This is a genomic window from Actinomyces sp. Marseille-P3109, from assembly GCF_900323545.1.
In the GTDB taxonomy this organism is placed as follows: domain Bacteria; phylum Actinomycetota; class Actinomycetes; order Actinomycetales; family Actinomycetaceae; genus Actinomyces.
Genome location: NZ_OOHN01000008.1, coordinates 1,382,909 through 1,406,225 on the forward strand (window position 1 = coordinate 1,382,909; position 23,317 = coordinate 1,406,225).

Consider the following 23,317-nt stretch of genomic DNA (forward strand, 5'->3'; position numbering starts at 1 on the left):
GCCCCGGCCTGTGTCACCACCGCTCCCGCCTCCTCCCACACCCAGCGACAGCCCTATCCGATCCCATAGACATGAGCAACAGCACTATCGACACCGGCGCCCCACCGCAGCAGGCCACCGAGGACCACCACCACTACCTGCGCCCTCACTACCAGCCGGGGATTCCCGCGGCGATCGAGGTTCCCGACGCGCCCTTGAGTGAGCTGCTGGCGACCGCGGCGCGCTTCTACCCGGACCGGGTCGCCATCGACTTCCTGGGTGCAGCATTGACCTACCGCGAGCTGCTGGAGGCCTCGGAGCGGGCGGCGCAGGTGCTGCGGACCTCGGGCGTGCGCAAGGGCGACCGGGTGGCCCTCATCATGCCGAACTGCCCGCAGCACGCCATCGCGCTCTACGGCGCGCTGCGCATCGGGGCGATCGTGGCCGAGCACAACCCGCTGGCGCCCGCCGAGGAGATCCGCTCCCAGCTGGACGCGCACGGGGCGAAGGTCGTCATCGTATGGGAGAAGGGTGTTGAGCTCGTCACAGATCTCGCCACTGACCGCGCCGGCGATCCGGGCGCCGGCGGCGACCCTCTCAGGGGTCGCACGGTCTTCAGCGTGGACCTCTCGGCTGCGATGCCGGTGCGTCTGCGCGCCGCGCTGCGCCTCCCGGTGGAGCGGGCCCGTCAGCACAGGGCTGCTTTCCGGGCGGAGAGACTTCCCACCGGCGTGCGCTCCTGGGACAAGGAGGTGGCCGGTGCTCATCGGATCCCCTCGCGCTTCCCCTACCCGGCCGGTTCCGACGTCGCGGTTCTGCTGCACACCGGCGGGACAACGGGCACGCCCAAGGCGGCGATGCTCACGCACACCAACCTGCGGGCCAACGCCAACCAGGCCATCGCCTGGGTGCCGATGCTGCACGAGGGCGGGGAGAACTTCTTGTGCCTGCTGCCCTTCTTCCACGCCTTCGGGCTGACCTTCAACCTCTTCTGCGCGGTCCAGAAGGCCGCCACCCAGGTGATGCTGCCCAAGTTCTCGGTGGATCAGGTGCTCGCCGCGCACGAGCGCCGCCCCTTCACCTTCTTCGTCGGCGTACCGGTCATGTTCGAGCGCATCCTCGACGGCGCTCAGAAGAGGGGCACGAGCCTGCGCACCCTGCGCTACGGGGTGTGCGGGGCGGCCCCGATGCCGCCGGAAGTCGGGGCCCGGTGGGAGAAGGCGACCGGCGGGTTCTTCGTCGAGGGCTACGGCATGACCGAGACGAGCCCGATCGTCGCGGGCACCCCCATGGGTCCCTCGCGCCGCCTGGGCGCGCTGGGACTGCCGTTCCCCTCCACCGACGTGCGCGTCGTGGACACCGAGGACCCGGACCCCGCCCGAGAGGTCCCCGACGGCGAGCCGGGCGAGCTGCTGGTGCGCGGCCCCCAGGTCTTCGCCGGCTACTGGGAGGATGAGGCGGCCACGCAGGCCGCGATCCTGCCGGGTGGGTGGCTGCGCACGGGCGACATCGTGCGCAGGGAGGACTCCTTCCTGTGGATGGCAGACCGCAAGCGCGAGCTGATCCTCACCGGCGGCTTCAACGTCTATCCCAGCCAGGTGGAGGCCGCGATCCGCCCCCTGGAGGGCGTGGCCGACGTCGCCGTGGTGGGGCTGCCCGACGGCGCCAAAGGCGAGCTCGTCTGCGCCGCCGTCGTCCTAGCTGACGGGATCGCTCCGGGTTCCGTGACCCTGGAGGCGGTGCGGAAGCACGCCGAGCGGATGGTTCCGCGTTACGCGCTGCCGCACCGCCTGGAGGTCATCCAGGAGATGCCGCGTTCCCAGATCGGCAAGATCCTGCGCCGCGTCGTACGCGAGCGGGTGCTCGGCTCAAGCAGCTGAACGGCTGCGAAGCCGGACGCCTGCAGGCCTACGGGGCGAGCGCCCGCTCCCAGGGCTCGACGTCGCCGGGGACCACCCGGAAGATCGGGTGCGCCTCAAGCCGCTCCGGCAGGGGAAGGAGATCCGGGGCACGCCCGGCCAGCTTGGCCTCCAGGTGGCTGCGCTCCAGGTCCATCTGCCCCTCGGTCACCGTCAGGCTGACATCGGCGCATTCCGACTCGGGCACGTCGATGCGCGAGGCGTCGAAACGGTAGCCGCGCCGGACGGCCTCCTCGCGCAGCCCCCACAGGTAGGCGCCCACCGCCACCGCGGGCGTGGCCGGGGCCGGGACACCCCGGAAGCGCTCGAGCTGGGGATGGTTGCGGTAGCCGCGGGTGCGTCCGGCCAGGACCGCCTGAGCCAGCAGGGACTCCCGCCAGCAGGCCACCAGGCCCGCGCGGTCCAGGTGGGAGGGGTGAAGCGACCACATGCGCATGGCGGCGCGCCCTGCCGGTCTTAGAGCAGCCCGGAGGCGGCCAGGACCTCACGCAGGGCGGCGACCTCGGCCTCTTCGGCGCGTACCAGGGGAAGGCGCAGGGCGGGGCTGGGCAGGCGCCCTTGGAGGTGCAGGGCCTCCTTGGCCATGACGGCCCCCTGCCCGCCGCCCATGATGGCGTGGACCAGGGGGCGGAGCGTCCGGGCGAGGGTGCGGGCGCTGGCCAGGTCGCCGGCGTCGACGGCGGCGATCATCTGGCGCCAGGAGTGGGCATCGGCGTGGGCGGCCACGGAGATGACGCCGGAGGCGCCGTGGGTGAGCCAGGCGAAGTTGAGGCCGTCGTCGCCGGAGTAGTACTCCAGGCCGGTAGACTCCATACGGCGGAAGCCCTGCTCGACGTCGCCGGTGGCGTCCTTGACGGCCTTGACGCGGGGGTTCTCTGCCAGACGGGCCAGGGTGTCCTCGGTGATCTTCACGCCGGTGCGCCCGGGGATGTCGTAAACCATGACGGGCAGGTCAGTGGCCTCGACAACGGCGTTGATGTGCTGGTAGACGCCCTCCTGGCTGGGGCGGTTGTAGTAGGGGGCGTTGATGAGCAGGCCCTCGGCACCGGCCTCCTGGGAGGCCACACCGATGCGCACCGCGTGGGCGGTGTCGTTGGAGCCAGCGCCGGCCATGACCATAGCGCGTCCGGCCAGGGCGTCCTTGACCTGGCGGATCAGCTCCTGCTTCTCGGGGGTGTGGGTGGTCGGGGACTCACCGGTGGTGCCCGACAGGAGGATCAGGTCGGCGCCGTCGTCGACCAGGCTGACCGCCAGGGCGCGGGCGGCGTCGAGGTCGACCTCCCCGCTGGGCGTGAAGGGGGTGACCATGGCGACGCCGACGGAACCGAAGCTGCGGGAGGGGGCTGCGCTGCTCATGGCGCCACCATAACGTGCACCTCGCCTCCCACGGTCCCCTTCTCATGATCTGTCGCATAAGTGTCTGCATTCCCGGCTGCGCTCAGGGACCCGGCAGGGCCGTCACCTAGGCTCGGTCCATGACCTCCTCGACGCCCTCGCCTGCATCGTCCTCATCGCCTTCATCGCCCTCCAGCAGCCGGAACGACTCCGTTCTGGGCGCCGATCCGCTGGCCAGACTCGGCTCCGACCTGGACGCGCGCACACCGCACCAGCACTCCCCTGGCACTCACGACCCGCATGACCATGACGACCCCCAGGCACCAGGGGGGTTCGTGCGCCCGGCCCGGGCGGAGGACCTGGCGGCGATCGGGCAGGTCCAGTCCGCCACCATGCTCGCCTCCCTGGAGGCCGGTCACACCGCCGAGCACGACGCTCCACTGCCCGAAGGCGTGCGGGCGATGATCGCCGCTCCTGTCATCGCGGCGGGCTGGGAGACGGCCGTGACCGAGCCTCCCTCACCCGAGCACCACGTTTTGGTGGCAACCACCGCCGAGAGTGATTCCACGGACAGGACGGTGGTGGGTCTGCTGGGCCTGGCCCCCACCCAGTCCATGGACGCCGAGGGCCGCGTTGATGAGACCGGTGTGCAGGCCGTGGAGGTCACGGCCCTCGGGGTGGAGCCCGACAGCCAGCGCCGGGGACACGGATCCAGGCTCCTGGCGGCAGCCGTGGACCTGGCCCGTCAGGACGGCGCCAGGGCGCTGGTGGCCTGGGCGGTGCGCGGGGACGAGTCAGTGAGCCGGCTCCTGACCTCGGTCGGCATGGCGCCCACCGGGGCCCACCGGGTGCTCGGCGTCGGCGAGGGCATCACCGAGGACTGCTGGGCGGCCTCGCTGTAACGCCTCACCAAGCCCTGGCCGACTCCCGACCGGTTCCCGCCCACTCCCCCGACTCAGAGGTCGAGCAGGGCGTCCAGGCCGATGGTCAGGCCGGGCCGGCCGGAGACCTGCCGCACAGCCAGGACCACGCCGGGCATGAAGGAGGCCCGGTCGAAGGAGTCGGTGCGAATGGTCAGCTGCTCGCCGGGGTTGCCGAGCACGACCTCCTCGTGGGCGGTCAGCCCCCGCAGGCGCACGGCGTGGACGTGGACGCCGTCGACGACGGCCCCGCGGGCGCCGTCGGGGTCGGTCTGCGTGGCGTCCGGCATGGCGCCCAGGCCGGCCTCGGCGCGGGCGGCGGCGATGCCCTGGGCGGTAGCGACCGCGGTGCCCGAGGGCGCGTCGACCTTGTTCGGGTGGTGGAGCTCGATGACCTCGGCGGACTCGAAGTAGGGGGCGGCCTTCGCGGCGAAGCTCATGGCCAGCACGGCGGACAGGGCGAAGTTCGGGGCAATGAGGACGCTGCGGCCGGCGGCCTCGGGCCGGGCCAGGTGCTCGCGGACGCGCCCGTAGGACTCCTCGTTCCAGCCAGTGGTTCCGACGACGACATCCACCCCGGCGTCGAGGAGGGCATGGACATTGGCCTCGGTGACGCTGGGAACGGTGAAGTCGACGGCGACGTCGGCGCCCGCCAGGTGCTCGGCGTCAAGGGTGTCCCCCACGTCCAGGCGGGCCACGAGCTCAAGGCCCTCGGCGTCCTGGACCGCCTGGCAGACGGTCGATCCCATGCGCCCGGCGGCGCCCACAACAGCTACACGAATCGTCATGGCCCCACCCTAGCGACTCTCCCGTCCACCACGGGGGTCAAGGCCGCCTTCCTGACACCGGGCCCGGTAGCCGAGTGCCTGAGCTGGCAGCATCGTCAATCGGCCGGGCCCACGAGGATGCGGGCGCGCTTCTGCTCCACCAGCCAGGCGGCCATCTCACGAACCTCCTCGGAAGTCACGGCCTCCAGACGGCGCAGGTTGTCCTCCATGGAGCGCAGGCGCCCGGTAACGACCTCGGCGCGCCCCAGGCGCCCCATGCGCGCCAGGGAGTCCTCTCCCCCGAGCACCATGGCACCGCGCAGCTGGCCGCGGGCGCGCATCATCTCCCGCTCGGTGACCCCGCTCTCGGCGAGCTTCTCGAACTCGCCGATCATGACGGCGCACACCTCGTCGACGTCACCGGGGGCGCAGCCCGCGTAGAGCCCGAAGGCGCCGGCACCAGCGTAGGAGGTGTCGAAGGCGTAGGTGGTGTAGGCCAGGCCGCGCTTCTCGCGCACCTCCTGGAACAGGCGCGAGGACATGCCTCCGCCCAGGATGGTGGTGAGCACGCTCATCGCCCAGCGCCGCTCATCGCGCACGGCGATGCCCTGACAGGTCAGGTACAGGTGGCTCTGCTCGCTCTCACGCGGGACGGTGATGTCGTGGACGTCCAGGGCCGTGAAGGGCTCGATCTCGAAGCGCCGCTCACGCGGGACGGCATCGGATGAGGCGTCCCAGCCGGCGGCGGCCAGGTCGGCCAGGACCCGCTCGCATACCTCGTCGTGGTCGACGGCGCCGGCGGCGGCCACCACGAGGGTGTCGGAGGCGTAGGTGCGCCTGTAGTGCTCCCACACGGCGTCGCGCGGCACGGCGGTGACGGTCTCATTGGTGCCGCCGATGGGGCGGCCCAGCGGCGTGTCCTCGCCGAAGGCGGCGCGGGCGAAGGCCTCCTGGGCGACGTCAGCGGGGTCGTCAGCGGCGTCGGCGAGCTCTGAGACGATGACGCCGCGTTCGGTCTCGACATCGGTCGGCTCCAGGCGCGAGGAGGTCACCATGTCGGCGAGCAAGTCAAGGGCCTGCATGCCGTCAGGGGCGAGCACACGGGCGTAGTAGGAGGTGTGCTCCTTGGATGTGGCGGCGTTAGACTCCCCACCGATCATGTCGAAGGCCTCGGCGATATCGTGCGCGTCGCGCGTGGCGGTGCCCTTGAACAGCAGGTGCTCCAGGAAGTGGGTGGAGCCCTCCTGCCCCGGGACCTCGTCCCGGCTGCCGACACCGAACCACATGCCGATCGAGGCCGAGCGCAGCCCCGGCACCGACTCGGTGATGACCCGCACCCCACCGGGAAGGACGGAGCGGCGGGTGAGTGCCCCGTCGTCGTGCAGGGTCAGCTCGGTGCTATCGCGGCCGGGCCGCCCGCGCCCGAGCTCCACCTCGGCATAGTCGGTCGGGCTCGAGGGCTCCCCGGTCGTGGGGATCGAGGAGGGCTGAGAGGCCGCCGGCCGGGCTGAGCCGGGTCGCATGTCTGGGTTGGTCACCCGCGAAGACTAACGGGCTCCGGGGCCCACTGTCGTTCCCCTACCCGGCCGCACCCTGCCGCGCGCAGCGAACGAGCTCCCCCGATGACGACGGTGTCCCCGCCCGGCCCAGGGGACCGAACGGGGACACCGCGGAGATGCGTCAGTCGGCTAGCGCCGCTGAACGGGTCTCATTCCTCCTCGGAGGAGTCAGCGCTGCGCATCCGACGACGACGCGGACGGCGCTCACGGCGGGGCTGCTCGCCGTCGCCGTCCCTGCTCTCACGGCTCTCACGCTCGCGGCGCGGACCGTTCTCGCGGGAGGCCTTCCGGGCCACCTCGCCCTCGGCCTCGGCGGCGAGCTGCTCGTCGGTGAGGACCGCGTGCAGGCTCAGCTTGCCGCGCTGGTCGATCTCGGCCAGCTCGACCTGGACCTTATCACCCACGTTCAGGACGTCCTCGACGTTCTCCACGCGCTTGCCACCGACGAGCCGGCGGATCTGGGAGATGTGGAGCAGACCGTCCTTACCGGGGGTCAGGGAGACGAAGGCGCCGAAGGTCGTGGTCTTGACCACGGTGCCCACGAAGCGCTCGCCGATCTCGGGCATCTGCGGGTTGGCGATGGCGTTGACGGCGTCGCGGGCGGCCTCGGCCGAGGGGCCGTCTGAGGCGCCGATGTAGACGGTGCCGTCGTCCTCGACCGTGAGGTCCGCGCCGGTGTCCTCCTGGATCTGGTTGATCATCTTGCCCTTGGGGCCGATGACCTCGCCGATCTTGTCCACCGGGATACGCACAGCCAGGACGCGCGGGGCCGTGGGGGCCATCTCGTCAGGGGCGTCGATGGCCTGGGCCAGGACGTCGAGGATGAACAGGCGGGCGTCGCGGGCCTGACCGAGCGCGCCGGCCAGCACCTCGGAGGGCAGACCGTCGAGCTTGGTGTCCAGCTGAAGGGCCGTGATGAAGTCGCGGGTTCCGGCGACCTTGAAGTCCATGTCCCCGAAGGCGTCCTCGGAGCCGAGGATGTCGGTGAGGGTGGCCCACTTGGTCTCGCCGTCGATGACCTCGTGCATGAGGCCCATGGCGATACCGGCGACGGGCGCACGCAGCGGGACACCGGCGTTGAGCAGTGAGAGCGTGGAGGCGCACACCGAGCCCATGGAGGTCGAGCCGTTGGAGCCCAGGGCCTCGGAGACCTGGCGGATCGCGTAGGGGAAGTCCTCGCGGGCGGGCAGGACGGGCACCAGGGCCCGCTCGGCCAGGTTGCCGTGGCCGATCTCGCGGCGCTTGGGGGCGCCCACGCGACCGGTCTCACCAGTGGAGAAGGGCGGGAAGTTGTAGTTGTGCATGTAGCGCTTGTGGGTGACCGGGGAGAGGTCGTCCAGCTGCTGCTCCATGCGCAGCATGTTGAGCGTGGTCACGCCCAGGATCTGGGTCTCGCCTCGCTCGAAGATGGCCGAGCCGTGGACGCGGGGCAGGACCTCGACCTCGGCGGCCAGGGTGCGGATGTCCTTCAGGCCGCGACCGTCCATGCGCACGCCATCGGTGAGGGTGCGGTGGCGCACCAGCTTCTTGGTCACGGAGCGGAAAGCGGCCTTGAGGGCCTTGGTGTCCTCCTCGGTGGGGAAGGACTCGGCGAGCTCGGCCAGGACCTCGTCGCGTACGGCGTCAGTGGCCAGGTCCCGGGCCTGCTTGCCCTCGGTGGCGATGGCGGCAGCCAGGCCGTGGGCCTCGGCGGCCTTCTCGACGGCGTCGTACTGCTCGTCGGAGTAGTCCAGGAAGAGGGGGAACTCGGCGGTGGGCTTCGAGGCGTGCTGGGCGACCTCGAGCTGGGCCTCGCACAGGGCCTTGATGTGGGGCTTGGCGGCCTCCAGGCCCTCAGCGACGACGGCCTCGGTGGGGGCGACGGCCCCGGCGTTGATGAGCTCCCAGGCGTGCTCGGTGGCGCCGGCCTCGACCATCATGATGGCGACGTCATCGGACTCCAGGACGCGGCCGGCCACGACCATCTGGAAGGTGGCGCGCTGCAGCTCGGAGTAACGGGGGAAGGCCACCCAGTGCCCGTCGATGAGGGCCAGGCGGGTGCCGGCAACGGGCCCGGAGAAGGGCAGGCCGGCGATCTGGGTGGACATCGAGGCGGCGTTGATGGCCAGGACGTCGTAGTCGTCGTCGGGGTGGATGGCCAGGACGGTCTCGACGACCTGGACCTCGTTGCGCAGGCCCTTGACGAAGGAGGGGCGCAGCGGGCGGTCGATGAGGCGGCAGGCCAGGATGGCGGCGGTGCCGGCGCGGCCCTCGCGGCGGAAGAAGGAGCCGGGGATGCGGCCGGCGGCGTACTGGCGCTCCTCGACGTCCACGGTCAGGGGGAAGAAGTCGAACTGGTCCTTGGGGTGCTTGCCCACCGTGGTGGCGGACAGGACGGCGGTCTCGCCGTCGAGGTAGGCCATGGCGCTTCCAGCGGCCTGCTTGGCCAGGCGGCCCGTCTCGAAGCGCACCACGCGCTTGCCGAAGGAGCCATTGTCGATCACTGCCTCGGCGGCGGTGACCTCGGGGTCGTCAATGAACATGAAGTCTCTTTCTCGCGATCGTCGTGCCGGTCCGTGGCCTTCGATCGAGGCCCACGGACCCGGCCTCGTCCGTCGTCGGGTCGCCATGATCCGACGGCGTGGGCGCGGTTCCGGAGGCCACCACCGAAAACCGACGGGGCCGGTAGCTCTCCGGGTCTCTTCCCAGAGGTGGACTGCGACTCCCCCGCGCTCCTCACCGGTTCTCACGCTCAGGAGAGCATCGAAGAGCCGTGATGAGCACACGGAGGCGCAGCCGCGCAGATTCTATCGCGTGCGGCCTTCATGATGCCGATCGGCACCGCCGCTCGCCACGTGAGATGAGACGCGCGGGACCTTCGATTCTGGACCGCGTCCCCGCCTGCGTGACAAGGTGTCGGGCAATGACCGGACAAATTGTCCCGTCCCACCTCTCTTCAGGAGCGTCAACGATGACCCACCGCATGATTTTCAACCAGACCGGCTACTTCGGCAGGGGCGCCATCGCCCACATCGCCCCCGAGATCACCCGCCGGGGCCTGTCCAAGGCCTTCATCGTCACCGATCCCGTCCTGGCCGACAACGGCACCGCGACCCGCATCACCGACCTGCTCGATCAGGCCGGCATCGGCTGGGAGATCTTCTCCGACGTCGCCCCCAACCCGCCGATCGAGAAGGTCCAGGCCGGCCTGGCCGCCTTCCGTGCCTCGGGCACCGACGTGCTCATCGGTCTGGGTGGAGGCTCGCCCCAGGACACGTGCAAGGCGATCTCGGTCATCGCCACCAACCCCGACTTCGAGGACGTGCTGAGCCTGGAGGGCCTGTCCCCCACCACCAGGCCGGGCGTGCCGATCATCGGCGTGCCCACCACCGCGGGCACGGCCAGCGAGACCACCATCAACTACGTCATCACCGACACCGCCAAGCAGCGCAAGTTCGTGTGCGTCGATCCCCACGACATCCCGGTCCTGGCCATCGTGGACCCCGACCTCATGGACGGCATGCCCCGCTCGCTCAAGGTCGCCACCGGGCTGGACGCCCTCACCCACGCCATCGAGGGCTACATCACACCGGGCGCGTGGGAGCTCTCCGACGCCCTGTGCCTGCGCTCGATCCAGATGATCGCGGCGAACCTGCGCGCCGCGGCCGACGGGGACGCCGACGCCGTCGAGCAGATGGGGCTGGCCGCCTACATCAACGGCATGGCCTACTCCAACGTCGGGCTCGGCCTGGTCCACGGTATGGCCCACCCGCTGGGCGGGCGCTACAACGCCCCGCACGGGGTGGCCAACGGGATCCTGCTGGCCCCTGTCATGGCCTTCAACGCCGAGTACACCGGGGAGAAGTACCGCGACATCGCCGAGGCCTTCGGGGTCTCCGGTGCCCGGACGATGCCGCTTGACGAGGCACGCGCCGCAGCCGTGGAGGCCGTCGCCCAACTGACGCGGGACCTGGGCAACCCCACGCGGATCTCCGAGGTCGGGGTGGGACCCGACGGCATCGAGGCCCTGACCGACGATGCCTTCGCCGACGTGTGCACGCCGGGAAACCCGCGCCCCGCGACCCGCGAGGACATCAAGGCGCTCTACACCTCACTGCTGTAATCGCGCCCAGGAGAGGTGAAGGCTCTCCTCGACACGCCGTGCGGCCCGACCCCCGTTTCCGGGGAGCCGGGCCGCACGGCTCGCGGCTGCCAGCGCGCTCAGCGGCGGATGCCGAGGCGGGCGATGAGGGCACGGTAGCGCTCGATGTCCTCCTTCATGAGGTAGTCGAGGAGGCGACGGCGCTTACCGATGAGCAGGTAGAGGCCACGACGCGAGTGGTGGTCGTGGGTGTGGCCCTTGAAGTGCTCGGTGAGGTTGGAGATGCGCTCCGTGAGGATGGCGACCTGAACCTCCGGGGAGCCCGTGTCACCCTCGTGGGTGGCGTACTCGGCGATGATCTCTTGCTTGCGCTCGGGGCTAACCGACATGCGGACTCCTTCGGGTCTCGTTGCACGGAGCGCCGGGGCAGGTTCTCCCGGGCATGAGGTATCCGTGGCCGATCGACGGCCCGCCAACCCTACCAGCGCCACCGCCCGCCGATCACTCCGGATGCTGTGCGAATCGGCACAGTTCCGCGGCAGAACCGGGATACGACGGCGCCGCTCCGACGGCAAGCACACCCCAGAGGCTCCAGCTCGACGGCCAGGGCTACTGGGCGGTGACGTCCTCCGGGCGGATCGGATCGGGGACCGGGACGCCCAGGATCCGGGCGGTGTCCTCGATGTCGGCGCGCATCTGGACCAGGAGCGGCTCCAATCCGTCGAAGGCGAGCATGGGGCGCAGGCGCTCGACGAGCTCAATCCCGACCTCCTCGCCGTAGAGGTTGAGGTCGGCTCGCCCCAGGACGTGGGCCTCGACCGTGCGCTGGGGCACGTCGTCAAAGGTGGGGTTGGTGCCGATGGAGATCGCGGCCGGCAGCCGTTGTCCGCCCCCGTCGGCGCCGCTGCCGCGCACCAGCCAGCCGGCGTAGACGCCGTCGGGCGGCACGACTCCGGCGGTGGCCGCCTCCAGGTTGGCGGTGGGGAACCCGAGCTCGCGCCCGCGGCGCAGACCCCGCACGACGACCCCGCGCAGGCGGTGGGGACGGCCCAGGACCTGGCTGGCCTGCCCCATGTTCCCGTCCTTGAGGCACTGGCGGATCCAGGTCGACGACCAGCGCCTGCCCTCGTCCGAGCGGATCTTGGAGATGATCTCCACCTTGAAGCCGTCACCCCGACCAATCTGCTCCAACGTGGCGGCGTCGCCGGAGTTGCGGCACCCGAAGCGCACATCGTCGCCGACGACAACCGCGCGAGCCCCGAGAAGCTCCTCCAGCCAGGTGCGCACGAAGTCCTGCGGGCTCTGGGAGGCGAAGTCGAGGGTGTAGGTGATGACCAGGACCGCATCGAGACCGAGGTCCTTGAGGGAGGCCAGACGGTCGGTCAGGGAGGTGATGAGGGGCAGATCCACCTCCGGCTGATGGACACTGCGGGGATGCGGGTCGAAGGTGACCGCAACAGCCAGAGGCCGCTTGCCGTCGCAGGCGAGCTCGTGGGAGAGCTCGACGACACGCCCCAGGACCGCTTGGTGTCCGCGGTGGACGCCGTCGAAGATCCCCATGGTGACCACGGAACCCACTCCACCCGGCGCGCTCAGGCTCGCTGGCACCTGCTCGGCGCCGTACCAGACCTCCACTGCCGATATCCCTGCTCTCGTCTCCTCGCGGGACGCATCGCGTCCCTACCTGCGTCCTTATCCGCACGCTCCCGACCTGCACAGACAGGTCGGGGAAGGCTGCTTGTGCGGGACAACCCTGCCACGGTCGCGCCTTCGGGCGCGACCTCATCGCCGCAGACACGCCTTGACGCAAACCGACCGTCAGTCTATTCTCGGTATCGACCGACGGTCGGTTCACCTCGAAACCGATCCCGTGACCGAGAAAGAGACACAGAGACCGGAGAGAAAGACTCAAGGAGGCCGCTGCCATGCTGACGCGACTTCTCAAGGCCGACCTGGCGCGCGGCGCCATCGTGGCCACCACCCTGACGGCACTCATCGCCCTGGCGGCCACGCTGATGTCGGCCGGGACGTCCCTGGTCGTGGACAGCCTTGCCGCGACAAGCCGGCTGTCCACCCAGGCCAAGTTGCCGGACCTGGTCCAGATGCACACCGGGACGGTGGACTTCGAGGCCGTCGACCAGTGGGCCGCGGCACGCAGCGACATCGCCGACCACCAGGTGATCAAGACCCTGCCGGTACCGCGCCAAGAACTCACGATCAACGGCCGCAACCAAAGCGAGTCCTACAACGAGCCCGCCTTCGTCACCTCCCCCAAGAGCTTCGACCTGCTGCTCGATGATCAAGGCAACCCCGTGGACCCGAGGCCGGGCGAGGTGGTTCTGCCGATCCACTACCGGGCGATCGAGGACGCCAACGTCGACGTCGGCGACACCGTCACCGTGAGCACCTCCGGCAAGCCGATGACGCTGAAGGTGGTGGGCTTCGCCAGGGACGCGCAGATGAATGCCGCCATGATCCCCTCCAAGCGACTGGTGATCTCATCAGAGGACTTCTCCACCCTGGAGCAGCAGATCGCCGAGCCCGAGTACCTCATCGAGTTCATCCTGGCAGACGGCGCCCACTCCGGAACCGTCATCAACAGCTACAAGGAGGCGGGCCTGCCCAGCAACGGCCAGGACCTCAGCGCCTCGATGATGGAGCTCGCGAATTCCCTGAACACCATGCTCATTGTAGCCGTGGCCCTCGTGGTGGCGATCGTGCTGGCCGTGGTCGCCATGCTCGCCCTGCGCTACACGGTGCTGGCAGCCATCGAGGCGGATCTGGCTCAGATCGCCGTGCTCAAGGCCATCGGAGCGCCTCAGAGCCGGATACGCCGCCTCTACGTGCTCAAGTACCTGGTCCTGTCAGCGGTGGGAGCAATCGTTGGCTACGCGGCGGGCCAGCCCCTGGCGGCACAGCTGGAGGCCCCCACGACTCTCTACCTGGGCACACCGCCCAGGACCATCTGGAGCGTGGGGATCCCCATCCTCGCGGTGCTGGTTCTGGCCGCGGTCATCGTCGGCTTCACGTGGCTGTCCCTGCGACGCATCGGGCGCATCTCGGCGATCGAGGCCCTGCGCAGCGGCACCAGCGCCTCTCTGCGCCCGCGTCGCCAGCGGTGGAGGCTCAGCGGCATGCGTCGTCTTCCGGTCCAGGTATGGCTCGGCGCACGCGAGGCGCTGCGCCCCTCCAACGCGCTGCTGCTCGGCGTCCTGGCGCTGTGCACCGTCACCATGGTACTGCCGATGAACGTCTCCACGACGCTGAGCGATCCACGGATCGCCACCTACCTGGGAACCGGCCAGGCGGATCTGCGCATCGACGTGCGCACCGGGGTCCAGGACCTTGCCACCGTCGAGGAGGCGGTCGACTCCGACCCCCGTGTCACCCGGCACACCACGATACTGCGCCGCAGCTACAAGATGTCTACGAGCAGAGGCGGCTGGGAGCCGGTGATCATCGATATCGGGAACCATGAGGCCTTCCCCATGAAGTACATCTCCGGGCGCGGTCCCACCACGGACGACGAGGTCTCCCTGTCCTACAGCCAGGCCGAGGCCACGGGCGCCAAGGAGGGATCCACGGTCACCGTGCAGACCGCCGGCGGGGACAAGGACCTCACGGTCACGGGCGTCTACCAGGACATCACCAACAACGGGAAGACCGCCAAGGCCACCTTCGACGACGGTGCCCCCGCGCTGTGGCAGATCATCTACGCCGATGCCCACTCCACGGACCAGGCCAGCGCCTTCGCCCGTGACCTGAACGAGAAGTACCCGGGCATCCAGGCGATCGGCATGAGCCAGTACGCCTCCCAGTTCTTCGGGGCCACCGGCTCCCAGGTTCACCGCATCACCATGATGGCCTGCGTCATCGCACTGGGACTGTCCTTCCTCATCACCGTCCTGTTCACCGTCCTGATCGTGTCGAGGGAAAGGCCCCAGCTGGGCGTTCTCCTCGCACTGGGCTGCACCAGGGGCGCCGTCGCCCGTCAGTACCTCATCCGTTTCAGCGTCCTGGCCCTGACCGGTATCGCCCTGGGGCTCCTGGGCACCTTCACATTGGGAGGCTCCGCGATCGGAGCGGTCATGTCCTCACGCGGAGCACCCGATCTTCAGCTTCTACCCAACCTGTGGCTAGTGGGACTGGTCCTGCCGGGCGCGCTACTGGCCACCGTCATCGGCGCAGTTGCCCTGGCACTCAGGCGCCTACACACCATGCCCCTGTCCACGACTCTGACCACCGGCGAATGAGAGAGAAACGATGAGCACCTCGATCCCCACCAACGCCCACCCGGACACTGCGAGCACGACGCCGGCCGAGGCCACAGGTCCCGCCCTGCGTGCCCGGGGCCTGTCGAAGAGCTACCAGAGCCCCGTTCTGACGGACCTGGATCTGGACATCGAGCAAGGGCAGTTCGTCGCCATCATGGGCCCCTCCGGGTCCGGGAAGTCGACGCTTCTGCACTGCCTGAGCGGAATGGACCGCCCCACCGACGGCTCAGTACTCCTGGGAGACACCGAGATGACCACCCTGAGCGAGAAGGAGCTGGCGGCGCTACGGCTGACGCGCTTCGGTTTCGTCTTCCAGCAGGCTCATCTCATGACGACTCTGTGCCTGTTGGACAACATCGTCCTACCCGGGTTCCTGGCGGGTCTGCGTCCGCGCCCCGAGGTGACGGCGCGAGGACAGGAGCTCATGAAGCGCATGGGGATCGCTGAGCTGGCCGCCAGCGGCGTCACCGAGGTCTCCGGCGGCCAGCTCCAGCGGGCAGGCATCTGCAGGGCGCTGATCAACGACCCCGGGATCGTCTTCGCCGACGAACCCACAGGGGCGCTCAACTCGGCGACAGCACTGCAGATCCTCGACCTGCTCGGCGAGGTGAACGCCTCAGGGACGAACCTCGTCATGGTCACCCATGACGCCCAGGTGGCCGCCCGGGCCGATCGGGTCCTGGTACTCGTGGACGGCCGGATCGAGGAGGACCTCTCTCTGGGCCGTTACCAGGAGACGGAGGCTCCCTCACGCCTGGTCACGGTCACCGAGGCCCTCCAACGCCGCAGCGTGTGACGGCAGCGGGCTCAGTGGCCGCCACAGCCACAACCGCCGCCGTTCGAGGCGGACGCGGAGACGTCACGCAGGCCCAGCAGGTTGCCGGCCTTGTGTCCCGGGGCGACGCCCTGCGGGGCCGCCGCCCCCAGCGCAGTCGTCACCGCTGTGGCGACTGCGACGGCATCCACGTCCTCCGGGGAGGTCTGCACGGGCTGGGACCGGTAGCCCTCGCCCAGGGGTTGGGCAACCGCGGGAGCGGTCGCCCGCTCGTCCTGCTCACTCCGCTTGCCGTGACCGCCGCATCCGCAGCTGCACCCACCGGTCTGGCTCATCATGTCTCCTCAGAAAAGGCACTCATCATGTCTGCTCACGCCGGACGAGCCGGCGGCTCGTGTCCGGACTCGTTCTCAGGCCGGGTCGAGGACCAGAACCGGACGCGCGCGCGAGCCTTGATGCCCCAACAGTGCCACGAGCCGTCCGTCGGGGGCGAATCCGGCCACGACGCGCCGCCCCGGGGCCCCCTTGGAGGCCACCGTACCCGACTGGCCCTCGGGCGCCTCGGTCCGCTCCAGGACCGCGGCGTCGAGCGGTTGGCCGTAGCGCAGTGCGCGAGCCTCCTCTTCTGTGAGGGCCAGCTGCTCGAAGCAGCGCCGGGCCACCTCCTCCAACGGGATCGTCGCCAGGCCTTTCGGGTGGGGGGAGGCGGCGTCGGCCTGGGTCCGTTCCGACAGGGTGGCGAGAGTATGGGCCTCGTCCACGACGAAGGGGCCGACGCCGGTGCGCCGCAGCGCGGTCAGGTGTGCGCCGCACCCCAGGGACTGACCCAGGTCCCGGGCCAGGGCTCGCACGTAGGTGCCCGACGAGCAGGAGACCACGACATCGAGATCCACGACCTGGACCTCGCCTCCGGCTCCGTCCGCCTCGGCGCCCGTTGAGACATCCGCTGCCGCAGCACTGGCGAGGTCGACACCTACCTGACAGGGCTCTCCTGTCAGGCGCAGCTCGTGGATAGAGACGGGCCTGGCCTCCAGCTCGATGTCCTGGCCGTCGCGGACCCGCTTGTAGGCGCGCACACCGTCGACCTTGATGGCCGAGACGGCGCTGGGCACCTGCTGGATCCGTCCGGTCAGGCCCGCCAGCGCCTTCCGCAGGCGCTCCTCGGTCAGGTCGTCCGTCCGGCAGCCGTGGGCCGTGGTGACCTCGCCCTCGGCGTCCTCGGTGGTGGTCTCCACCCCGAGGCGGATGGTGGCCTCGTAGGTCTTGTCCGCTCCCACCAGATAGGTGAGGAACCGGGTGGCGCGCCCAATCCCCAGGGCCAGCAGGCCGGTGGCCATGGGGTCGAGGGTGCCGGCGTGGCCCACCTTGCGGGTGGCGGCCAGGCGCCGGGTGGCACCGACGACGTCATGGCTGGTCAGCCCCTGGGGCTTGTCCACCAGGAGGATCCCGTCGGAGGCCGGGACGGCTCCGCGAGCGACCTCGAGACGGCGCCGACGCCCACGGTGGTGGTCGCTCTCGTGACCGGCCCGCGCCACCGGCTCAGCCTGCTTGGAGACGTTCACAGGACCTCGGCGTCCCGAGCCGGGCCCTGATCGGTCGTCTGCTCGTCATCCTCGCCGGCCTCGACCGGCTCCGTGCCGTCATCGCCGACCTCTGTCGCGTCCTCATCGTCGTGACGGTAGGGGTCGGCCTCGCCCGCATAGGTGGCGCCCTCGGCGGCTTTGGCGATCTGGGCGTCGCGCACCCGGGCCTGCGCCAGGGCGTCCTCGAGGGTCTTGGCGGTGGTGGGCAGGGCATCGAGCTGGAAGGTCAGCGACGGGGTCAGACGGATCCCCAGGGCCTTGCCGACCTCGGAGCGGATGAGGCCCTTGGCCGAGCGCAGGGCCCTGGCCGTCTCCTCGCGCTCCTCATCACTGCCGTAGACGGTGTAGAAGATGGTCGCCTGCTGGAGGTCCCCGGTGACGCGGACGTCGGTGACGGTGACGAAGCCCAGGCGCGGGTCCTTGATGCGCCCCTGAAGGAGACGGGCGACGGTCTCATGAATGCGGTCGGCGACCTTGCGGGCGCGGGCGGCGTCGGCCATGGTGGGACTCCTTCACGTGCGGGGGCCGGGTCTGTGAGGCCCGGGGCTGAGCGATCGGGACCGATCGGCGCGCCGTCCTCGTCCGCTGAAGAGCGAGCCCTTCCGAGGCGGTCCAGTGCGCCTCACTATGCTACGTGGAGCGGCGACGCGGTCACCGCCGCCATCCCCGAGCGCGAACGGATCAGGAACAAATCACAATGAGATCCTCCCCCGGTGCATCCTCCTTGGAACCCGAGCCCTCCGCGACTCCGGGTTCTCCGGCCGGCACCCGGGTGCCGGCGTCGGACTCAGGAGCGCTCAACGGCACCGGAATGGCCCTGGTCATCGGCTGCTACACCCTCTGGGGCGTTTTCCCCCTCTACTTCCGGCTGCTCTCGGCGGCCGGCAGCGTGGAGATCATCGGCCACCGGATCGTATGGACCCTGGGCACCTGCCTGCTGCTCGTCGCCGTGCGCCGCCGTTGGGCGAGTCTTGCCCGCGTCTGCCGCACACCCCGTCTGCTGGGGGCGCTGACCGTCTGCGGGCTCCTGGTCTCGGTCAACTGGCTCGTCTACGTCTATGGTGTCAACACCGACCGTACGGCCGACGCAGCTCTGGGCTACTTCATCAATCCGCTGGTCACCGTGGCCCTCGCCTCGCTGGTGCTGCGCGAGCGTCTGCGCCCCGCGCACCGGGTCTCGATCGTGCTGGCGAGCGCCGCCGTGGTGCTCCTGGTGGTCCTGCAGGGTTCGCTGCCGTGGATCTCCCTGGCGCTGGCCTTCTCCTTCGCCCTGTACGGCCTGGTCAAGAAGCAGATCGGGGCGCAGGTGGATGCCCTCACTGGCCTGGCAGTGGAGAGCACCGTCGTGGCCCCCGTCGCTCTGACCTATCTGGGATACCTGGTCTGGCAGGGGCACTCGGCCTGGCAGGCGCCACAGGCGGGCTGGTCGATCATGGCGCTGCTCGTTGTGGCCGGGCCGGTGACGGCGGTTCCGCTGCTGCTCTTCGCCGCCGGGACTCGGCGCGTACCGCTGTCGGTGGTGGGCATGAGCCAGTACATCGCCCCGACCATCCAGTTCCTCCTGGCCTGGGCCGTCTTCCGCGAGCAGATCCCGCCGGCCCGCTGGGCGGCGATGGTGCTGGTGTGGTTCGCGGTGGTCGTCTTCATCGGTGACGCGGTCCACCAGCTCCTCCGCCGTCCTCGTCTGCGCCCGGCAGGTCGACCTCGGACCCGAAACGCTCCAGGAGCGGACCGATGATGTCCATCGGCAGGGGAAAGACGACTGTGGAGTTCTGGTCGGCGCCCAGCTCCAGAAGGGTCTGCAGGTAGCGCAGCTGGAGGGAGGCCGGTGACCTCGAGAGCGTGTCCGCCGCCTGGCGCAGCTCCTCGGAGGCCTGGAGCTCACCGCGTGCGTTGATGATCTTGGCGCGGCGCTCACGCTCGGCCTCAGCACCACGGGCCATGGCCCGCTGCATCTGCTCGGGGATCTCGACGTCCTTGATCTCGACGACGCTGACCTGCACGCCCCAGGGCTCGGTGAGCTTCTCGATGATGTCGCGCAGGTCGGCGTTCAGGGCGCTGCGATGCGCGAGCACAGTGTCCAGGTCGACCCGTCCGAGGACGGATCGCAGTGTGGTCTGGGCGATCTGGGAGGTGGCGATCGCGTAGTTCTCCACCTCCATGACGGCCTTGACCGGGTCGGTGACGTTGAACAGGACGACGGCGTTGACGCGCGCCGGCACATTGTCCTCCGTAATGACCTCCTGGGGCGGGATGGTCAGGGTGACCACTCGGGTGTCCACCCGAACCAGACGTTCGAGGAAGGGGATGACCAGGTGCAGACCGGGCTTGTAGACGGGCCGCAGGCGCCCCAGCCTGAAGACGATGCCCCGCTCGTACTGGGTGATGATCTTGAGCGAGAGCGCCAGGGCCAGCAGCACAAGGACGAGGAGCGCCGCGATGGCGGCTGCAGGAGCAGTCATGGAGGATCCTTCAGGAAGGTGGGTCGAAGCGGGGCAGAAACATGGGCCGGGTCATCTGGTCCTCGTGTCGGTGCCCTCGTTCCACACCGAGGACCAGGAGCGTCTGGCTCCGCCGCGAGAGTCTTCCGGTGCGCCGTCCGAGCCCGGCTCGGCACCGGCAACCGGCACACGTTTACGGGTGCGCAGGGCGGACACTCGGCGCAGCTCGGGCTCGCCGGAGGCAGCGGGCGAGCCGTCATGCCTTCTGACGTCGTCGGACTCGGCGATGAAGGAGACGTGAGCTGTCCGGCCCGATGCCGCCGCACGCGCCTGAGCGGTGGCGATCGCCTCGGCCGCCTCTCGCACCGAGCGGTAGCCCGAGGGACGCGAGCCGATCGTGACCGGCACGGGCCCGGCTGAGACGCTGCTCGCGGAGCGACGGGCCTCCTCGGCCTCCTGGTACTCCTGGGAGCCGACGTGCGGCAGGTGGGCCGGGGCGTTGTCCGGAGTGCTCCGCAGGTGGCGGGCCAGTGGCAGGACTCCTGTGACGATGACGATGACGGTTGTTGTGCCCAGGACGATGAGGTCACCGGTGGCGTGAAGGGCCATCATGAGAAGCAGCGGGATGAAGACGCCGACACAGGCGATGACCAGGCCCACGCCACGGTGGAAGCGTCCGGCGTCGGAGTAGGGCCACGGGTCGATGGGCCGGGTGATCTCCCGCGGGCCAGGAGTGGGTGAACAGCTGTCCTTGGACGGACAGCGCCCGCAGATCGCGTGGGCGCCCTCGTAGCGGATGACGCGTTTGTCCGGGTCGAAGGCCGTGGGCCACAGCCACTGGTCCTCGTGGCATCTCCATCCGTCGACGTCGTCGTGGTAGACGAAGTCCGCGTGACGCCAGGACATCGAGTGCCGGGCGCTGCGTGAACCGAGGACGTCCACGACCCACGCAACGGCCAGCATGATGAGCGCGTAGGCGGCGACGAGCCACACGCTCAGATCGGGAGCGCCCATCAGTCGTTCAGTTCCGCGCGCTCGCCGCGCCAAGCCTTGCGCCCGCCCTTGATCTCCTCGTAGAGGGCGTCCTCGGCGAAGGTGTCCACCGTCCTTCCGCGACGCCAGTTCCTGAGTCCCAGGAAGGCGATGTAGAGGTATGGCAGGACTCCACCGATGATGAAGATGAGATCTCCGGGCATCCGTCCCCACTCGATGATGGTGTTGACCGAGCTGGTGACGTAGATGAGCTGGCGGGCCTCGAAGTAGCCGGTACCCACCGAGTAGCGCAGCTGGAGGATGCCCAGCGGCAGCAGGGTGGCGAAGCACATCCAGGCCAGGCCGATGTTGAGGCTCCAGAAGGAGGTCTTGGCGAGCTTCTCGGGCCACTTGTTGGCCGGCACCAGGTAACGCAGGGCGAACATTCCCAGCGCCAGCGCCATGAAGCCGTAGACCCCCATCATGGATGCGTGGGCGTGGTTGGCCGTCAGCGCGGTGCCGATCTCGTAGTAGGACACGATGGGCAGGTTGACCAGGAAGCCGAAGACACCGGCTCCCAGGAAGTTCCAGAAGCCGACGGCCATGAGGAACATGACGGCCCAGCGGTGCGGGAAGGGTCCCGCCTCCTTGCCGTGGCGGTTGGCACCGAGCTGCATGAAGGCCCAGGCCTCCACCGTCAGGAAGGTCAGGGGGATCACTTCGGCGGCTGAGAAGAAGGCTCCCAGGGCCATGTGCTCCACCGGTGTCCCGGAGAAGTAGAGGTGGTGCATGGTGCCGATGACGCCGCCGGCGGAGTACAGGATGATGTCCATGAAGATGATGCCCAGTGCGATCTTCTCCCGGACAACGCCCAGGAGGACGAACACGTAGGCGACCATGACGGTGGTGAACAGCTCGAGGAAGTCCTCAACCCACAGGTGAACCACCCAGAAGCGCCAGAACTCGGCGACGGTGACATGGGTGCCGGTGCGGGCCATCATCCCCACGGCGTAGAAGGCCGGGATCGCCAGGGCGGCGAACATGAACAACCAGGGCATGTTGGCCACGTGCTCGTTGCTCAGGCGCCAGCGCATGGCGCGCCAGATGATGAACACCCAGATGAACAGGGCCAGGGTGAGCAGGACCTGGAAGACAAAGGGCAGGTCGAGGTACTCCCACTGCTGGGAGAACAGCGGTCCCTTGGCCCAGCTCAGACCGTGCTGGCTGGCACCCTCGGCCAGGCAGGACAGAACGACGACGACCGTGGCCGCGATGAACAGGGTCCACACCAGGACGTGCTGCTTCTTCGGCTCGCGCCTGGCGATGAACGGCGTCAGGAACAGACCGGCCGCAAGCAGCCCGATGGCGGTCCAGAACAAGGAGAGCTGGACGTGCCAGGTGCGGGCCAGGGAGAAGGGCAGGAGCCGGCCCAGGTCGAAGCCGAAGAAGGACAGCACGTCGGCCCGGTAGTGCTCGGCCAGTGCCCCCAGGAGCGTCTGAACGAGGAACAGGGCGGCGATGGTGAACACGTACCAGGCCACCACCCTCTGCGACTTGGTCAGTCCGATCTCCTCGGGTTGTCGGAAGGACAGGGCCGGGGCCTCCTCCGAGTGCCAGCCGATCCTCTGGCTCCAGCGGCCGTAGATGGCGAACATGACCCCGGTTCCGCCGATGAGGACGATCAGTGAGAGGACCGACCAGATCATGAGGTCACCAGTGGGCGCGTTGCCGACCAAGGACTCCGGAGGCCAGTTGTTCGTGTAGGAGTAGTCGTGCCCCGGGCGCTGCGCCGACGAGCCCCAGGCGGTCCAGCCGAAGAAGGCCGTCACCTGCTTGACCTGAGTGGGATCGGTGATGAGATCCGGCTTGAGTCCATGGCTGTGGGCGTCGGGCCCGAACATCTTGGTGTAGTGGCTGACGGCGTCGTTGTAGGCCTTGACCTGCTCGTCAGTCCACACCAGGGTTCCCGTGGAGGTGTCGTAGCGGTTGGTTCGCAGCATCTCCTTGGTGGCGGTGGCCGGGTCCTCGACTCCCTGGGAGGCGAGCTGCTCCTTGACGCTCGTGGCCTCCATACGGAGGTACTCGGCGGTGAAGTCGGGGCCGAGGTAACCGCCGTGCCCCAGGATGGAGCCGTACTCCATGAGGCCCCTGGCCTGGAAGAGCTTCTGCCCCTCGGTGATGTCCTGCGACGTGAAGAGGGTCTCGCCGCTCTCGGTGACAACCCTCTCCGGCTGAGGCATGGAGTTGGTGTAGGTGCGATAGGCCAGCAAGCCCATGACGGTGAATCCGAAAAGCATGACCAGAGCGACGCCCTGGATCCAACCCTTGCCGATGAGGCGAGCGCGTCGGATTGTCGCCCCTTCAGCCGCGGCAGCGGGTGACATGAGAATACCTCCGTGTATCTCAGCAGACAGCGGATGTCTTCCGCGTCTGACAGTCACCGTACAAGCACCACACCGCCCACTTACGGGGCAATCCGGGACTATCCCGTCAGCACACCGACCGATCGGCAATATTTCATCAGATCTACGCCATACATATTCAACACGTAGAATCGACCGCCGACCGAGACTCCAGCCATTTTAACAACACTTTACTTTGCTATTTAGCTAAGGCGCCCTTAACTAATGCGTACTGAAGAAGTTGATCGCGACTTATTGTCACAAAGCACTGTATAGAACCGAGAATCGGCGGTATAATCGACCACACGGC

Annotated in this window: 19 protein-coding genes; 6 read left to right on the forward strand and 13 right to left on the reverse strand. The window is 69.2% G+C overall.

The features are described from left to right. The first annotated feature begins 71 nt into the window (after positions 1 to 71). Entirely contained in the window at positions 72 to 1,859 is a 1,788-nt protein-coding gene (locus BQ8008_RS06250) for an AMP-binding protein (RefSeq protein WP_108833261.1), read from the forward strand. Between the two features lie 28 nt (positions 1,860 to 1,887). On the opposite strand, the gene BQ8008_RS06255 is transcribed toward BQ8008_RS06250, so the two are convergent. Both BQ8008_RS06255 and dapA read right to left on the reverse strand, forming a co-directional pair. Further along, complete coding sequence (locus BQ8008_RS06255) at positions 1,888 to 2,334, reverse strand: pyrimidine dimer DNA glycosylase/endonuclease V (protein WP_199907947.1); 447 nt, start codon at positions 2,332 to 2,334, stop codon at positions 1,888 to 1,890. Positions 2,335 to 2,354: 20 nt separating this feature from the next. Further along, complete coding sequence (gene dapA / locus BQ8008_RS06260; RefSeq protein ID WP_108833262.1) at positions 2,355 to 3,254, reverse strand: 4-hydroxy-tetrahydrodipicolinate synthase; 900 nt, start codon at positions 3,252 to 3,254, stop codon at positions 2,355 to 2,357. Between the two features lie 119 nt (positions 3,255 to 3,373). On the opposite strand from dapA, the gene BQ8008_RS06265 reads away from it, so the two are divergent. Further along, positions 3,374 to 4,135 carry a GNAT family N-acetyltransferase gene (locus tag BQ8008_RS06265; RefSeq protein WP_108833263.1) on the forward strand — a complete coding sequence of 254 codons (762 nt, stop codon included), beginning with the start codon at positions 3,374 to 3,376 and terminating at the stop codon, positions 4,133 to 4,135. Positions 4,136 to 4,188: 53 nt separating this feature from the next. Here the strand turns inward: BQ8008_RS06265 and dapB are convergent, their stop codons facing one another. The 3 genes from dapB to BQ8008_RS06280 all read right to left on the reverse strand — a co-directional run bounded on the left by dapB (position 4,189) and on the right by BQ8008_RS06280 (position 9,001). Then, positions 4,189 to 4,941 carry a 4-hydroxy-tetrahydrodipicolinate reductase gene (gene dapB / locus BQ8008_RS06270; protein ID WP_108833264.1) on the reverse strand — a complete coding sequence of 251 codons (753 nt, stop codon included), beginning with the start codon at positions 4,939 to 4,941 and terminating at the stop codon, positions 4,189 to 4,191. Positions 4,942 to 5,036: 95 nt separating this feature from the next. Beyond that, on the reverse strand, positions 5,037 to 6,443 hold the full coding sequence (locus BQ8008_RS06275) for a M16 family metallopeptidase (RefSeq protein ID WP_108833265.1): 1,407 nt from the start codon (positions 6,441 to 6,443) through the stop codon (positions 5,037 to 5,039). Positions 6,444 to 6,628: 185 nt separating this feature from the next. Further along, complete coding sequence (locus BQ8008_RS06280) at positions 6,629 to 9,001, reverse strand: polyribonucleotide nucleotidyltransferase (RefSeq protein ID WP_108833266.1); 2,373 nt, start codon at positions 8,999 to 9,001, stop codon at positions 6,629 to 6,631. A 428-nt stretch (positions 9,002 to 9,429) separates the two neighbouring features. Here BQ8008_RS06280 and fucO point away from each other — a divergent pair, with 428 nt between their 5' ends. Then, positions 9,430 to 10,581: a lactaldehyde reductase gene (gene fucO / locus BQ8008_RS06285; protein WP_108833267.1), complete on the forward strand. Its 1,152-nt coding sequence runs from the start codon at positions 9,430 to 9,432 to the stop codon at positions 10,579 to 10,581. Between the two features lie 98 nt (positions 10,582 to 10,679). Here the strand turns inward: fucO and rpsO are convergent, their stop codons facing one another. Beyond that, positions 10,680 to 10,949: a 30S ribosomal protein S15 gene (gene rpsO, locus BQ8008_RS06290; RefSeq protein WP_108833268.1), complete on the reverse strand. Its 270-nt coding sequence runs from the start codon at positions 10,947 to 10,949 to the stop codon at positions 10,680 to 10,682. Between the two features lie 220 nt (positions 10,950 to 11,169). Then, complete coding sequence (locus tag BQ8008_RS06295) at positions 11,170 to 12,195, reverse strand: bifunctional riboflavin kinase/FAD synthetase (RefSeq protein WP_108833269.1); 1,026 nt, start codon at positions 12,193 to 12,195, stop codon at positions 11,170 to 11,172. A 290-nt stretch (positions 12,196 to 12,485) separates the two neighbouring features. Between BQ8008_RS06295 and BQ8008_RS06300 the strand changes: the two genes are divergently transcribed. Together BQ8008_RS06300 and BQ8008_RS06305 are read left to right on the forward strand one after the other, a co-directional pair. After that, positions 12,486 to 14,813 (forward strand): ABC transporter permease, encoded by a 2,328-nt coding sequence (locus BQ8008_RS06300; RefSeq protein ID WP_108833270.1) that lies wholly within the window; start codon positions 12,486 to 12,488, stop codon positions 14,811 to 14,813. Between the two features lie 10 nt (positions 14,814 to 14,823). After that, positions 14,824 to 15,630 (forward strand): ABC transporter ATP-binding protein, encoded by an 807-nt coding sequence (locus BQ8008_RS06305; protein ID WP_199907948.1) that lies wholly within the window; start codon positions 14,824 to 14,826, stop codon positions 15,628 to 15,630. Between the two features lie 11 nt (positions 15,631 to 15,641). On the opposite strand, the gene BQ8008_RS06310 is transcribed toward BQ8008_RS06305, so the two are convergent. The 3 genes from BQ8008_RS06310 to rbfA all read right to left on the reverse strand — a co-directional run bounded on the left by BQ8008_RS06310 (position 15,642) and on the right by rbfA (position 17,692). Continuing rightward, positions 15,642 to 15,944 carry a hypothetical protein gene (locus BQ8008_RS06310; protein ID WP_108833271.1) on the reverse strand — a complete coding sequence of 101 codons (303 nt, stop codon included), beginning with the start codon at positions 15,942 to 15,944 and terminating at the stop codon, positions 15,642 to 15,644. Positions 15,945 to 16,019: 75 nt separating this feature from the next. After that, positions 16,020 to 17,171, reverse strand: coding sequence for a tRNA pseudouridine(55) synthase TruB (gene truB, locus BQ8008_RS06315; protein ID WP_108833272.1), 1,152 nt, complete (start codon positions 17,169 to 17,171; stop codon positions 16,020 to 16,022). Then, the gene (gene rbfA, locus BQ8008_RS06320; RefSeq protein ID WP_108833273.1) at positions 17,168 to 17,692 is read right to left on the reverse strand and encodes a 30S ribosome-binding factor RbfA; all 525 of its coding nucleotides are present in this window, start codon (positions 17,690 to 17,692) and stop codon (positions 17,168 to 17,170) included. The genes truB and rbfA overlap by 4 nt, the downstream gene beginning before the upstream one ends. Before the next feature lie 197 nt (positions 17,693 to 17,889). On the opposite strand from rbfA, the gene rarD reads away from it, so the two are divergent. Further along, positions 17,890 to 18,930, forward strand: a complete 1,041-nt coding sequence (rarD, locus tag BQ8008_RS06325; protein ID WP_108833274.1) for an EamA family transporter RarD — start codon at positions 17,890 to 17,892, stop codon at positions 18,928 to 18,930. On the opposite strand, the gene BQ8008_RS06330 is transcribed toward rarD, so the two are convergent. The 3 genes from BQ8008_RS06330 to BQ8008_RS06340 are packed head-to-tail and all read right to left on the reverse strand — an operon-like array spanning position 18,836 to position 22,989. Then, positions 18,836 to 19,654 (reverse strand): slipin family protein, encoded by an 819-nt coding sequence (locus BQ8008_RS06330; protein ID WP_108833275.1) that lies wholly within the window; start codon positions 19,652 to 19,654, stop codon positions 18,836 to 18,838. The two genes, rarD and BQ8008_RS06330, sit on opposite strands and share 95 nt — an antisense overlap. A gap of 51 nt (positions 19,655 to 19,705) precedes the next feature. Then, positions 19,706 to 20,647, reverse strand: coding sequence for a hypothetical protein (locus BQ8008_RS06335; protein WP_108833276.1), 942 nt, complete (start codon positions 20,645 to 20,647; stop codon positions 19,706 to 19,708). Then, the gene (locus BQ8008_RS06340) at positions 20,647 to 22,989 is read right to left on the reverse strand and encodes a nitric-oxide reductase large subunit (protein WP_108833277.1); all 2,343 of its coding nucleotides are present in this window, start codon (positions 22,987 to 22,989) and stop codon (positions 20,647 to 20,649) included. The genes BQ8008_RS06335 and BQ8008_RS06340 overlap by 1 nt, the downstream gene beginning before the upstream one ends. Positions 22,990 to 23,317: the final 328 nt, after the last annotated feature.

Excerpts from the sequence above, each read along its gene's own strand:
- dapB (WP_108833264.1), bottom strand. The coding sequence starts at position 4,941 with ATGACGATTCGTGTAGCTGTTGTGGGCGCCGCCGGGCGCATGGGATCG.
- BQ8008_RS06275 (WP_108833265.1), bottom strand. The coding sequence starts at position 6,443 with ATGCGACCCGGCTCAGCCCGGCCGGCGGCCTCTCAGCCCTCCTCGATC.
- rarD (WP_108833274.1), top strand. The coding sequence starts at position 17,890 with ATGAGATCCTCCCCCGGTGCATCCTCCTTGGAACCCGAGCCCTCCGCG.
- rpsO (WP_108833268.1), bottom strand. The coding sequence starts at position 10,949 with ATGTCGGTTAGCCCCGAGCGCAAGCAAGAGATCATCGCCGAGTACGCC.
- BQ8008_RS06305 (WP_199907948.1), top strand. The coding sequence starts at position 14,824 with ATGAGCACCTCGATCCCCACCAACGCCCACCCGGACACTGCGAGCACG.
- BQ8008_RS06300 (WP_108833270.1), top strand. The coding sequence starts at position 12,486 with ATGCTGACGCGACTTCTCAAGGCCGACCTGGCGCGCGGCGCCATCGTG.
- BQ8008_RS06340 (WP_108833277.1), bottom strand. The coding sequence starts at position 22,989 with ATGTCACCCGCTGCCGCGGCTGAAGGGGCGACAATCCGACGCGCTCGC.
- fucO (WP_108833267.1), top strand. The coding sequence starts at position 9,430 with ATGACCCACCGCATGATTTTCAACCAGACCGGCTACTTCGGCAGGGGC.
- BQ8008_RS06255 (WP_199907947.1), bottom strand. The coding sequence starts at position 2,334 with ATGCGCATGTGGTCGCTTCACCCCTCCCACCTGGACCGCGCGGGCCTG.
- BQ8008_RS06280 (WP_108833266.1), bottom strand. The coding sequence starts at position 9,001 with ATGTTCATTGACGACCCCGAGGTCACCGCCGCCGAGGCAGTGATCGAC.
- dapA (WP_108833262.1), bottom strand. The coding sequence starts at position 3,254 with ATGAGCAGCGCAGCCCCCTCCCGCAGCTTCGGTTCCGTCGGCGTCGCC.
- BQ8008_RS06250 (WP_108833261.1), top strand. The coding sequence starts at position 72 with ATGAGCAACAGCACTATCGACACCGGCGCCCCACCGCAGCAGGCCACC.
- BQ8008_RS06265 (WP_108833263.1), top strand. The coding sequence starts at position 3,374 with ATGACCTCCTCGACGCCCTCGCCTGCATCGTCCTCATCGCCTTCATCG.
- rbfA (WP_108833273.1), bottom strand. The coding sequence starts at position 17,692 with ATGGCCGACGCCGCCCGCGCCCGCAAGGTCGCCGACCGCATTCATGAG.
- BQ8008_RS06335 (WP_108833276.1), bottom strand. The coding sequence starts at position 20,647 with ATGGGCGCTCCCGATCTGAGCGTGTGGCTCGTCGCCGCCTACGCGCTC.
- BQ8008_RS06310 (WP_108833271.1), bottom strand. The coding sequence starts at position 15,944 with ATGAGCCAGACCGGTGGGTGCAGCTGCGGATGCGGCGGTCACGGCAAG.
- BQ8008_RS06330 (WP_108833275.1), bottom strand. The coding sequence starts at position 19,654 with ATGACTGCTCCTGCAGCCGCCATCGCGGCGCTCCTCGTCCTTGTGCTG.